11 protein-coding genes are annotated in these 13,440 nt (G+C 42.8%); all 11 read left to right on the forward strand.

The window, feature by feature from the left end:
• The coding region (locus BHU62_RS07105; protein WP_139282254.1) for a GIY-YIG nuclease family protein at positions 1-274 on the forward strand (274 nt) is incomplete at its 5' end.
• 46 nt (positions 275-320) lie between these two features.
• Positions 321-1,730 carry a VasL domain-containing protein gene (locus BHU62_RS07110; protein ID WP_073530946.1) on the forward strand — a complete coding sequence of 470 codons (1,410 nt, stop codon included), beginning with the start codon at positions 321-323 and terminating at the stop codon, positions 1,728-1,730.
• 189 nt (positions 1,731-1,919) lie between these two features.
• Complete coding sequence (locus BHU62_RS07115; RefSeq protein WP_073530963.1) at positions 1,920-3,797, forward strand: P-loop NTPase fold protein; 1,878 nt, start codon at positions 1,920-1,922, stop codon at positions 3,795-3,797.
• The gene (locus BHU62_RS25375; protein ID WP_073530994.1) at positions 3,797-4,606 is read left to right on the forward strand and encodes a hypothetical protein; all 810 of its coding nucleotides are present in this window, start codon (positions 3,797-3,799) and stop codon (positions 4,604-4,606) included. The genes BHU62_RS07115 and BHU62_RS25375 overlap by 1 nt, the downstream gene beginning before the upstream one ends.
• A 115-nt stretch (positions 4,607-4,721) precedes the next feature.
• Positions 4,722-5,867 carry a Qat anti-phage system QueC-like protein QatC gene (qatC, locus tag BHU62_RS07125; RefSeq protein ID WP_236720650.1) on the forward strand — a complete coding sequence of 382 codons (1,146 nt, stop codon included), beginning with the start codon at positions 4,722-4,724 and terminating at the stop codon, positions 5,865-5,867.
• Positions 5,864-6,622: a Qat anti-phage system TatD family nuclease QatD gene (gene qatD / locus BHU62_RS07130; RefSeq protein WP_073531014.1), complete on the forward strand. Its 759-nt coding sequence runs from the start codon at positions 5,864-5,866 to the stop codon at positions 6,620-6,622. The genes qatC and qatD overlap by 4 nt, the downstream gene beginning before the upstream one ends.
• Before the next feature lie 439 nt (positions 6,623-7,061).
• Positions 7,062-7,817 (forward strand): hypothetical protein, encoded by a 756-nt coding sequence (locus BHU62_RS07135; RefSeq protein ID WP_139282255.1) that lies wholly within the window; start codon positions 7,062-7,064, stop codon positions 7,815-7,817.
• Between the two features lie 695 nt (positions 7,818-8,512).
• Positions 8,513-9,151 carry a hypothetical protein gene (locus tag BHU62_RS07145; protein WP_073531093.1) on the forward strand — a complete coding sequence of 213 codons (639 nt, stop codon included), beginning with the start codon at positions 8,513-8,515 and terminating at the stop codon, positions 9,149-9,151.
• A gap of 67 nt (positions 9,152-9,218) precedes the next feature.
• Entirely contained in the window at positions 9,219-9,983 is a 765-nt protein-coding gene (locus BHU62_RS07150) for a transcriptional regulator (RefSeq protein WP_073531493.1), read from the forward strand.
• Between the two features lie 429 nt (positions 9,984-10,412).
• Positions 10,413-11,327: a DUF1837 domain-containing protein gene (locus tag BHU62_RS07155; RefSeq protein ID WP_073531136.1), complete on the forward strand. Its 915-nt coding sequence runs from the start codon at positions 10,413-10,415 to the stop codon at positions 11,325-11,327.
• The gene (locus tag BHU62_RS07160) at positions 11,327-13,423 is read left to right on the forward strand and encodes a DEAD/DEAH box helicase (protein ID WP_073531138.1); all 2,097 of its coding nucleotides are present in this window, start codon (positions 11,327-11,329) and stop codon (positions 13,421-13,423) included. Before BHU62_RS07155 ends, BHU62_RS07160 begins: the two co-directional genes overlap by 1 nt.
• The last annotated feature ends 17 nt before the right edge of the window (positions 13,424-13,440 follow it).

Here is a 13,440-nt window from a genome sequence, read left to right on the forward strand (position 1 = left end):
CAAAGAGTTAAGCGGGGCATCCGTACCCTTCGATTTTGATGTCCACGCCATGATTTCCTGCGATGACGCGCCCGCACTGGAAAAAACGCTGCACGATCATCTGGAAAGTTACCGCATTAACAGGATTAACTTACGCAAAGAATTTTTCCGGGTAGATCTCAGTAAAATAATTAATGAGGTGGAACGTCACCATGGGCGGGTTGACTATATTGCCGACCCGGCAGCATTACAGTACCTGCAAAGCCAGGAATATGCGGAAAGCGAAGCGGCATAAATAATAACCCTCAGGCTCTGTATGCAAGTCAAATGGATATCTGGTCATGAATGACATTCCCTCCCGTAAAATTAAAACCGGCAGCGACCCGCGCACGCTGCCGGATTATGCTGCTCTGCGCGATGAGCTGAGTAAGCTGTCACATCCGGCGCGTCCGGATGTGAACTGGTGTTATGCCGAAAAACTCTGTCTTTCGTTGTTTGAGCAAAACGGCGTGGAGCTGCAGACGGCAGCCTGGTACACGCTTGCCCGGACTCAACTGGCCGGGCTGTTTGGCCTGAATGAAGGGCTGGCGATACTGGAAGCCCTGATAAGCCATCAGTGGGGGGCGCTCTGGCCGCAGCCGGTACATGCCCGGATGGAAATCCTCAGTGGTCTGAGCCAGCGTATACAACAGCTGATGCGTACGCTCCCCTTGAATTACAGTGACCTCAGTCAGCTTTATCGTGCCGAACAGCAGCTTGCCAGCCTGGGGGCGGTGCTCCAGCGGCTGGAACTCAAACATCTTAGCCAGTTCGATACACTGCGCACCTTGATGCATAACAGTGCTGTTCGGCTGGAAAACAGTGATGGTGTCTCAGGTTCCGGCGCTGCTATTCAGCCCGGTATCGTGCTGCCTGCTGCGACAATGAATGATTCAGGGATATCATCTGAAGCCCACTCTGGTATCCCGATTGCAGAGAAAGACGCACCGGCCAGTCCAGTGAAGTGGGTGTATGTAACGCAACCGGAACACCAGGTTAATGTGGAAGTACTTGCAGCGGTGCCGGCTCCGGCCAAAAAATGGAAATCCTTCGCCGCCGGAATGTGTACTATGCTGGGGATAAGCGTCATCACCATGTGGGGCTGGCAGTATCTTTACCATCCTGATCCACTGCAGACCCAGCTTGCTGCTTCATTGGCTCCGTTCCCTGCACCTCTCTCGTCTGAACAGGTGGGGATGTTGCGTCAGCAAACTCCGTTACCGCAGGACCTTATCGCGCAGACACAGCAGCAGCTTGCCCGACTGGATAAGTTGCCGCCTGACTGGAATCTTGCTTACGCCAGAAAACTTACAGAACAGGCACAGGCTCTGTGGCCGGAACAGAGCAAGCCTCTGGCACAACAGTGGCAGCAACAGCTCAACGCGAGTGCGCTGCCAGCTGAAAAACTGGACGGCTGGCACCAGGGCATGACGAAGCTGCAGCAACTGACCAGCCGGCTGAACGGGCTGGACGAACAGAAGGGAAAATACATGACGGTCAGCGAACTGAAATCCTCTGTCTTTGGCATGATGACTGATTTTGGACAGACTGTACCGACAGAAGAGCAACTTCGACAAATTCAGCACCTGCCCGTCGGTTCCCCTCAGCGTCAGCAGCTTATCAGGCAGCTTGAGCAGCATCTCCGGTCACAGATTTATACGCTGGGACAAATGGAAAACAGCGCACAGGTGAAAGAGGTGCAGCGTGAGTGACCGGTAGCTCACAGAAACCCGTGCTCGTCATGTTGTTGCTCTTGCGGTACCAAACAGCTTTGCAGAGTGCTGTATAGACCTGCTGGACAGGTCCCCTGTACAAGAGAAGATTTGTGAATCTGAAGACAATGGTAGCAGTATTACTCATATTTTGTTTATTTTAGTGAAATTTTAATTGGATTTTTGACTATGTGGCATGATAACGAGACAACTGTCGATTATTTGAATTTTGGTGTTGTTGCTGATGCATGTGCAAGTATGCTGAAGCAGGCTAATGGGGAACCTATTTCTATAGGAGTCTCAGGTGGCTGGGGAGCTGGTAAATCTTCTCTGGTGAAAATGATTGCATCCCGCCTAGAGAGCTCTTCAGTTGAAGGGGCGTTGGTTAAAGAGGGAAATCAAGAAAAGCATTCCTTCGTCGTACTCACTTTCAATCCATGGCTATACCAAGATTTTGAGTCCGCCAGAAGTGCATTGTTACAAATTGTGGGGGACGAGATTGTTCGGCTTACAGATGAAAATAAGACTATCACTGACAAAGTATCTGAATTGTGGCGAAGGATAAATCTTCTCCGAGTCGCTCAATTAAGTGGCGAAGCTGCATTGACTTTAACTACTGGCATTCCTATTGGTTCTCTTGGAAAAACCATTTGTAAATTGGCTGGTTGGTTTGCGTCGGATGACAAATCGAGCAATGGATCATCAGATACAGATAGTCTCGAGCTAAATACCAGTGGTCTTCTAAAACCGAGTGAACCATTCTCGATGCCAGCCCATATTCAGGCATTCAGGGATACTTTAGAGAGTATTCTCGATGAGTTGAAAATTACGCTAGTAATATTTGTGGATGATTTAGACAGATGTTTGCCACAAACAGCAATTTCAACACTTGAATCAATTCGTTTATTACTATTTATTCGCCGTAGCGCTTTCGTTATTGCTGCAGATAATGATTTTATAAAAGCTGCAGTGAAGGTTCACTTTGATGGCGCAGGAATTACGGGCGATGTTGCAACTAACTATTTCGATAAATTAATACAGGTTCCACTCCATGTTCCTCGCCTTGGTTTGAATGAGGCGAAAGCGTATCTGGTGCTTTTGCTGCTTGAGCGAGAGACTAACGCAGGCCATTTTAGCAAGGAAAGGTTCAATCATGCGCTTAGCGTTATCCCTGAGAAACTGCGTAATAGTTGGAAAGGTGAAACAATCAATCAAGAGTTTCTATATGAACTGGTAGAGCATGTTGATGCACTCAAAAGTTTAATGGATTTAGCCCAGGGTCTTGCGGCACTTCTCCATAGTTCTTTAGCAGTGAACGCCAATCCCCGGTTAATGAAAAGATTTTTAAATACCGTTTATCTGCGTGATGCTCTCTCCGCGCCTCAAGGAATAACTTTAGATATAGCAGCACTGGCAAAATGGCATCTCCTTGAAAGGTGCGATGAAAGCCTCGCAGAGGAACTTGCCAGTCGTGTTCATTCGGACAATGATGGTCGGGTACAAGTTTTGGCGGACGCTGAAGCCGCTGCAGCGGGTCAGAGTAGTTTACCTGAGCCTTTTAAGGATACACCATTTACTCAGCAGTGGCTCCAACTCCTGCCAACTCTGGGAACCGAGGATTTGCGCCCACTTCTCCATCTAAGTCGTGACTCTGGAACTCGTGACTTCGGTGATGACAACATGACTCCAGATTCTAGAAAATTGAGAGATGCATTGAAAATTGCAACTAATGGTCATGAATCCTTAGTCGAACTTATGAAGAAAATAGGACCTTCACAGACTGAGTTGGCGATGACTAAGGCGTGGCAGAGTAACAGTGGTTCACGTACCTGGAAGAGTTACAAGGATATTGTAATGCTGATTGAGTGCTGCAAGGTTTACAAGGAAATTGGAAATAAAGCGGTCAGCCTGTTGGAGCAGGCTCCTCTGAAACTTATTGGCCCAGGTTTAATCCCAACTCTTGGTGCTCAGTCATGGGCACAGCAACTTTTGGAACGATGGAAAGATCTTAACGAATTACCAAAGACGACTAGGAAGGCAATTGTGGACCTTGGGAGGGGGCGCTAATGGGAACATCAACCTCTAGTGGGGGAGGGCGCGCAGGCTCACCGTTTGACCCTGAATGGTTAAAACCTGAAAGTGGCACTACAACAGGTGGAGGAGATTCGCCTGATTCACCATCGCAGGAGAATGGTGAAAATGTAATTCCTGATGGCGCAGTCGCCCCTGAACGACGGTTTGGACCTGCTCGTTCGCTACTTGGTGGATACCTGCAAAATGGCAGCCACGACAATTTACGCGGTGCGACAAAAAGCATGGTCTCGAAAGGAATGGGAGGAGCGCGACGAGCTGCCACTACTATGCGAGGCGTTGCCAGCGGTGTCGGTAGTCTTGGTGAGTTCCTGACATCAGTCAGGGATAGAAGCGATCAGCGAGTGATTGATTGGCTTACTCACGTTCGTCAAGAGAATCTTTCGGCAACGGATCTTACTCTTGAAATTTTGAAAGAAGTTATTCCTGAGACAGGAAGCGTTGATGATGAATCTCTCCGTAATGCTGGCGCGGAGGCTATGGCGCAACTCTATGAACTTTATCCGGAAGTGGACATATTCAATCTCACGGATGCGCAAGTAGCTGAAGTCATGGGGTTGACCATTGCGAATGAGATTTGTAATCGAATAGATCTCCAGCTTGGGCAGACTTACGAAAAATTAAAATATGATCCTCTATTAATTCAGGAACGGCGTTCTGATATTCGCGAGTGGGTCGGCGCTAAGGTTAGAGTGGTATTGGAAAAACAAACTACAAAAAACACAACTCCGAAGAGCTTGGCTCAGTCCATTCTCTTCTCTGCCTTAGAGGTATTTTCAGAATGATTAAAGTTATGTGTACTAAAGCAGAACTTATACCAGCGTCGATTCCTGCTGATGTGCGAGTATTCTCCTATTTCAAAGGCGCTAAGCGTGCAGGTGTCGGTACAATTGCGAATCGATGGCATGGTGCATTGAAACGGGGTGGGTTTCGACCTTCAACAGAGATTTGGATTTTGTACAGTTTTGCCTCGCGGTATGTAGCGCGGATCTATCAAGCACTAGAAGAACAAGTGCAGATGGCTGGACCCGGAATATTCAGCTTACGGTTGGATTGTGCGATCCAGATAAATGGCTACCGCTGAAATCCGATCTTGAAGATATGCTAAAAGTTCTGACTGGTGATTATTGGTTATTAAACTTCAATAATGCAGGCATGGAACCTCCTCAAGGAGATGGCGATTTTCTCAGCAATGACTGCGTGTCTTTATTATCGGGTGGACTAGATAGTCTAATAGGTGGGATTGATTTGGTAGCTAAAGGCCAAAAACCTCTATTTGTTTCTCAGCTCGCGCATAAAGATTCGGAGAGACAGAGAGCATACGCGACTATGCTGATGGGAAATGGCTCACATTATCAATGGAGTCATGGTATCAGCTTCAAAGGATCGCGCGAACCTTCTACACGTGGTCGTTCATTAGCTTTTTATGCATTTGCACTACTTGCTTCAACAAAAATCAACCTACCGAAGCCTACAATATTTATCCCCGAAAATGGGGTGATCTCCATTAATCCTCCTTTGGTTCCAGGGCGTGTATCTAGTTTGAGTACTCGAACAACACATCCTATATTTATCGATATGTTGCAAAGAGTTCTGGATACTTTGGGTATTCATGTGCAGTTTCAATTGCCTTACCGTTTTAAAACTAAAGGCGAAATGATGCGGGAATGTATTGACCAAGACCTCTTGCAAAAATGGGCTGCTGATTCTACAAGTTGTGGCCGTTTTCGAACTTATAATCGTCAGCACTGTGGACGCTGTGTTCCATGCTTGATCCGTCGGGCTGCATTCCTTGCATGGAAACCTGAGGGGGATACAACGTCTTACCGCTTTGGGTCTGTTGTTGGCAGTGACAAATCAAGTGCACCCGATGATCCTATGGCTGTTGCACTTGCCATCCTTGATGTAAGGAAGAGGGGGCTTGACAGATTTCTTGGTGGCTCGTTGGCTTTTGCACCGATTAACGAGCGCCCTATGTACCGTAGAGTTTTGCAAGAAGGTATAAAAGAGCTAGAAACTGTACTCACTCAGGATAAATTGCTTTGATTGATTTTCACTGTCACGTTGATTTGTATCCCAAGGCTAGAGATGTTTATGCTGGTGCGATTGAGCGTAATGTTTTCACTTGGTTAGTTACTACGAGCCCAAAGGCTTTTCAGGCTACAAGTCATGTTTTAGAAAAACATGAATCGGTAATGATCAGTCCTGGGCTTCATCCTGAAATTGTCGCTGATCGTTTCCAGGAATTGGAAATGCTTCTCGAGTTGATTCAAAACGTAGCTGCCGTAGGTGAGGTTGGACTGGATGGTTCAAAACGATATTCCACCAGTTACGCGATGCAACGTCGAGTGTTTTCCGAGGTGGTCAGGAAGTGCCACGATGTTGGGGGACGAGCAATGAGCATTCACTCAAGACAGGCCGTTCCGGATGTGCTGGCTACCTTAAAAGCGTTCCCCTCTCACGGAATTCCTATTTTACATTGGTTCACTGGAAGTGTTACGGAATTGAAAAATGCTTCAGCGCAGGGATGCTGGTTCAGTATTGGTCCGGCAGCTTTCAACTCTGCCGCAGGGAAAGCTCTTGCTACTAAGCTTCCTAAAGACAGGGTTGTGCCAGAGAGCGACGGGCCATTTGCTCAATTTAACAATCTAACTGTGATGCCATGGGATTTCAATATTACAGTTCGATTGCTGGGCGAGGCGTGGTCAATGCCTGAGAGTGATGTGAAGCTACAATTATTGAGCAATGCTGAAAAGTTGCTTGGAGGTATGGGATGTAATGGAATTGTATCTAATCTTTGACGTGGGCTGACTCCGCTGCGTATTCCGACACAATCCGACCATTGATTCTGATGTAATTCGTGCCGATTTGTTCCGGTCAGATTTAGCCATCCATCGGAATCCCGCTTTTTTCGCTTTTAAAATAATGGACACGGGCACCACTACAGCGCTGGGAACAGTACCAGGCGGCCAGTACGTTGCCTGCAAGTGAACTGAATGGTGGGCACGATGGAATGATGCAGTTTCGGGCGCTGTCGGGTAACTGGATGCCCCGGGCAGGCAGAAAATGAAGACGAGCGTCTGGCGCATTACCAGCAAATTTGCCAGTGTTCTCCCGGTTGCAGAGCATCTCTGACAGCTCGTTTCAGCTTCCGGAGTGAATACAGAGCAGGCTGTCCGTCCCCTGGATTCGCTGATTCATCTACTTGAACAATCGACAGTACTGATAGAGCAATAACATATGTCTGATAAAAATTCATTACGACGAAATCATTTTTCTCGCTGGAGCCTCAGTGAGATGGAGTTTGTCGAAAAGAGTTACGGTAAACTCCCGACGCAGCAGATAGCAGATTTTCTGGGGAGAGGTATTCCGGCAGTCAGAGCAATGGCGCTAAAACTTGGTGTTGGTCGTACGGGAGCTAAACCGTGGTCGCTAGCTGAAATTGAGGTAGTGAAAAAATATTATTCACACGGTGCTAGTATTGTCATGGTGCAGACTCTGTTGCCGCACCGTGATAAGGAGTCTATCAGAAAACAGGCAGCTAAAGCCGGTGTTACCGATGTCCGGGATTGGCATCCTGATGCAATTAAATTTTTGAAAGAGCACTATGGTCATATGAATGTTGAGGATATCGCCATTACTCTCAACAAAACTGCCAGTGCTGTGAGGAACAGAGCTACTGTTATGAAACTCGGGAAAGCGCGACTCAGAAAATGGACTCCTGAAGAGAACGCGATATTAACCTCTCAATACGCTAACTCAGATAATCTTAATGAAATTCATGCATTATTACCTCATCGTTCCAGACGAGCTATTGCTACGCAGGCGACCAAATTAGGATTAAAACGAGCAGAGGCATGGACGTCAGAAGAACTCAGTATTTTTCAGCAATATTATCCGGCTCTGGGAAGAAAGGTTGTCGCGATGTTACCAGGCCGGACCGTTAACTCGGTTCATCGGCAGGCTGAAAAGCAAGGGCTACGACGATATGCTTGAAAAGCATGGATATCTGTCTGAGCACGAGTAGACCTATTACGCTATTGAAGTCTGATGTCACTCAATCCACTTGGTAATGCCATACAGGATAAAAAAAGAACGGACGCCCGGGCATAAAAGCCCTGGCGCCCAAGTTTATGCCGTTATATATTTTTTTCTCGTGCGCGTCTCTCCTGAATGCCTGGTCCATGCCAGTAACGCAGGTGCCCGCACATCCAGCAGGAGCAACTGCACGGGGTTTTATAATGATGACCCTGATGTTCCGGGCTGCAGTTACCAATCGCGTTGTCGTGTTGCCGTTTTTGTTTCATTCGACGCATATGGTGGCGTCGTTCCGCACGGGTTCTTGCCATGGTTTTTCCTCATATTGAGCGCGGTCGTCAACCGCGCGGCTATGAGGACAGTCATTTTGGGATTCAGAAGCCTCATCAATCGTATCCTAATGTTCTTACTCAGTAATCACTATACCAGTATGTTGCTATCATGGAGCACGTATTGTGCCCAGGATGTCAGAAATATAGTAGCTTGAGATCGTCTTGGCCCAGTTGATGTCCATATTATTAAAGTGGGGAACTCATTGCCAGTAGTAGATAAAACAGAATGAAAAAATTGATTTTGTAAAAGCTGGCCGTTGATGCATTCATTCTGAATGAAAGGTGATTTCAAATGGATATATTTAAAAAAGAGAGGTGGTAATGAAAAAAACAGAATTAATGATAATGGCGACGTGTTTCCTTTTGTCTATATCCGAAGCAGCAGTTGCCAGTATGAATCATGATGGAGAGCCATCAGCACCATACAATTTAAGGTGGGGTATGAGTTACGATGAAGCAAGAAACATTCCGTTGTACTCATTGGCAGTCCAGGATATAAACTACGCAGGGAGGGATCATAACCTAATCTCTGCAGAGGTAGAACCATATGAATTGAATGCTGATGAATTCCAATATGTAACTTTATATTTTGATAAGAAAATTGGACTGAAAGGGGCTGTATTTACAACATCAGTCGATGAACAGCATGATAACGGAAAAAAATCAGCAAGAGTTGATAATGGAAAAGAGGGACTTGAGATTTATCAAAAGCAGACTAAATTTCTGGAAAAGCAATATGGTCTGGCTAAAAACAAGGAAGAAACGGTTACTGACAAGAGAAACTTTTATAAGAGCCTTTCTGAATGCAAGAGAAAACAGCAAGATTGGTATAGCAAGGGACTGGATGTTAGCAAAATAACAAACTGCCCAAAATGGCAGAGCGACTACAAAAAAGGTCGTACAACTGTCTTGCTTACGCTTGAACCATACCAAATAACAACGAAATATATATATAAGTAAAGGGAAAGGCATGAATAGGATTCAAAGGATTGCAATTACTGCTTTTTTGGTGGCGTTCGCTAGCGTTATGTCTTCCGCATGCAGGCCGGTAATCAATACTGCAAAAAACCTTAAAAATAATACGCTGACACTTTCCGATCATGCTCGGGCAGTTTCAGCAATGGACAACGATGATCTAAAATCTGCAGAAGGATTTCTTACAGGAAATCTTTATTCTCATCGCTACAGACCAATCAGCGGAGCAGAATCCTGGGGAAGTTTGCAATATCGGGCTGCAAAAATAGTTTCAACAGCCAAAGATAACGGAAGAACGGTGCAAAATGATGCACTTTATCTATCATATCTCAGCTTATTTAACGCAGAGGAAGGATTGCCGGAGCATCCTGAAATTATGCTTGGTTATATGCATAAAGCAATGGCAATGTTGCTGGCTGAACCACATTTGCTTGACCATGTTAATTCTGAGCACGCCAGTCAATTGCCAAGCCAATTTGAGCTGGAGCGTTATGCAATATGGCAATATTTAAGCGACGGTGGTGATATTAACTGGAAAAAAACAAATCCAAAAGGACAAGGGGCAGTTATTGCTGGTGTAAGCTATCGAGAGTGGAATATTCGTCTAAGAAAAGCGATTTGGAATCGTGGTGATAAATTTTTGAGCCATATAGGCAAATCACAGTTTATTAGCGAGTCAATAGATTATTCTCTTTTTCCTGTTGTTGTTTGTGTGTCAAGACTAAAAGGATGGTCCCTGACGCTGCCTGATAACTATCCTGAACAGAATTTTAGAGGAGGTGGTAATTTTGATTGGCGCACTTGTAAAAATATCTAAAATCAGGAAACACTAGTCCATTCTCTTTACTGGCTGTCAGCATTGATCTAAAAATGGATAAAAATATATGGAGTATTGCTATATTATCGAACTCCAAATATTCGTACGAATATTTGGAGTCTGGTGCTGATGCGCTATGACCTCGAATCTGATGATGCGCGGGTGATTGAGATGTCGAGTTATCGTTTGATTTTTCAGATAAAATAGTCACTGTCCATAAATCGAAAACATCCAGATGAGGAATAATTATATATTTATTTGTGTTATGTTGACAGTAAATTTCTGCATTATGCAGTGAACAATTTAATCAAACCGAAACTAACTTTACTATTCACTATCTGTGCTGGATAAAGCTGTTTTTTTTGCTTTGTCTTCAATAATTGATTATTATTCAGATAATGCATGTGTACTTTTTGAAAGGGATAATGTATGAATTTCCAAGTGCTTATCGATGATTCATTTATAAATGTTTGTGGTGATTGTTTATCCCCATCACATAATAAGTCAGTTTTAAGCATAGTGAATGATTTTGAGGATGGGGAATGGTGGTATAAAAATTTCCATCTGTTTATATGGGATAATATTGCTGAAACGTCATTGTCTTCAAAAGAAAGAACTTCACTTATTGATCGTTCGGCATCCTTGATGAGTGCAGCAGCTGAAAACCTTCGCTTGGTTGACAAAGAGAATGACATTAGTAAAGGAAGTGAATTGGCTGAAATAATGCTTTATGGAATAATGAAACATCATTACGGAGCATTGCCAGTAGTACCTAAAATATTCTATAAACAAAATTCGCAAGACAATGCTAAAGGTGCTGATAGCGTACATTTAGTTTTACATGATAACGATTTTTCGTTATGGTTTGGCGAGGCTAAATTTTATAATTCAATAGAGAATGCTAGACTTGGAGGGATTATAGAGTCAGTAAAAAATTCGTTAAAAACTGACAAGTTAAAAAAAGAAAACAGCATAATTACAAATATCAACGATCTTGATGATTTGATTCTGGATGTTGACTTACGAAACGAAATAAAAAATGCATTATCTCCAAAAAACTCCATTGACCTACTAAAATCGAAAATCCACATCCCAATATTTATTCTTCATGAATGTGAGACAACCAGTGCGGCAACAATGATGTCTCCTGAGTATAAAAGAAATATTATTGAATATCACACTGAAAGAGCAAAATCTTTCTTTGAAAAACAAGTTGTTTCATTAAAAGATATCCATCAACATGAGCAGATCACATTTCATTTCATCTTATTTCCTGTCCCAAACAAATCTAGGATAGTGGATAAGTTTGTTAAAAAAGTGGAGTTTTACAAGGAGGAATTTTAATGGATATTTTTGACAAATGCAGCGAGATAAATGACCTCATAACAAGAGGGGAAGAGGTAGGAGCGCGAAATGAGTTAATAAAACTACTGGACTACCATCAAAAAACACAACTCAATTACTCTCCTCTGGTTAATAACTTGATAAGACAAGTTGGTCTTTATCCTTATTTGCAAACAGAGACCAGTGATTGGCAGGAGCGATTTATACATGAGGCATTTAAAGTTAATGTAGGAGAAGATACTCCGATTACTCTACATAGAGAACAGTCCGCAATACTAAAAAAACTAATTAACGGGGAGAATCTTGCTGTTAGTGCTCCGACTAGTTTTGGAAAAAGTTTCATTATCGATGCATTCATTTCGTTGAAGAAACCCCGAAATATAGTAATAATTGTACCTACTATAGCCTTAACTGATGAAACAAGGCGGAGATTACATAAAAAATTTGGCGGTACATATAAAGTAATAACTACATCAGAAGTGGCGTTGAATGAATTTAATATATTTATCTTTCCGCAAGAGAGAGCTATTCATTATGTTGATAAAATAAATGAAATAGACATGCTTATTGTAGATGAATTTTATAAAGCCAGCTCGGTATTTGATAAGGAACGCTCCCCCGCATTAATAAATGCCATAATGAAATTGGGTTCTAAAGCTAGTCAAAAATATTTCTTAGCCCCAAATATTTCATCTTTAAAAGATAGCTTCTTCACAAAAGAAATGGAATTTGTCAGCATTAATTTCAACACGGTATTCCTAGAGCAACATAACTTATATAATCAAATTGGCAGCAATGAAGTAGTAAAAAGTAATATTTTACTTGATATATTAAAAGATGCTAAAGGCAAAACCCTCATTTATGCCGGAACATTTTCAAATATATCTAATGTGTCTAATCTTTTAATTGACCAACATCCCATATCAGATAGTAATTTGTTGAGGGATTTTCGTGCGTGGTTATCAATTAACTATGAAAGTAATTGGCAGTTAACAAGTCTTGTCAAACGTGGCACAGGTGTTCATAACGGGAGATTGCATCGTTCCTTGAGCCAGATTCAAGTTAGGTTATTTGAAGAACCTGATGGGCTAAAAAACCTAGTGTCAACATCTTCTATTATCGAAGGTGTCAATACATCAGCAGAAAATGTAGTGTTATGGAGTAACAAAAGTGGTAAAGGACGGGCTAAAATCAATGATTTTAGCTATAGGAACATTATTGGGCGCGGCGGGAGGATGTTTAAACATTTTATAGGCAAGATCTATATCTTAGAAAAACCGCCAGAAACCGAAGATATACAACTTGATTTGACATTTCCTGATGAGCTTGTAGGTAGTATCGATTTAGATGAATTTAAAAATGAATTAAGTAAAGAGCAGATAGCCAAAATTATTGCCTATAAAGAAGAAATGGTAGAGTTGTTAGGTGAAGGAACACTTGAGTCACTGCAGGAAGAAGGACTACTGGAATCAAGTAGCTCATTTGTAATTCGTGATATTGCAAAGGATATTTATAGCAATCAGCGCAGTTGGAATGGATTAGGCTACTTAAATTCGTTACATCCCGAAGATTGGGAGGGATGTCTTTATCGAGTTATCCGATTATCTGCAGGGGGCTGGGGAGCTGAATATAACAAAGTAGTTGCATTCATAAAAATATTATCACGAAATTGGGAGCTTACTATCCCTGAGTTACTCCTTGAACTCAGTGCACATGATATTGGCGTTGAGCAATTTTTTGAATTGGAAAAAAATGTAACATTTAAGCTGGCTTCGCTTTTGAACGATGTAAATGTACTACAAAAGAAGATACTAGGTTCTAATGTCGATATTTCACCTTTTGTGAGTAAAGTATCGAATGCATTTCTTCCCCCTTTAGTGTATCAGCTCGAAGAATATGGCTTGCCGAGAATGTTATCTAGAGTCATCCACAATACTGGAATTATAGATCTAAGCAGTCATGAAAAAGAATTGCATGAGGTTTTTAATGATTTCTTGGATTTGAGTATTGAGAATAAAACTGTTTTATATGGTTTTTTTGAGCCATTTGATTATTACATTTTCAACTATTTCATAGAGGGGATATCAATAAGTTAATAGCAATCATAATAATT

Source organism: Serratia marcescens (assembly GCF_001902635.1).
GTDB classification, from domain to species: Bacteria; Pseudomonadota; Gammaproteobacteria; order Enterobacterales; family Enterobacteriaceae; genus Serratia; species Serratia marcescens_F.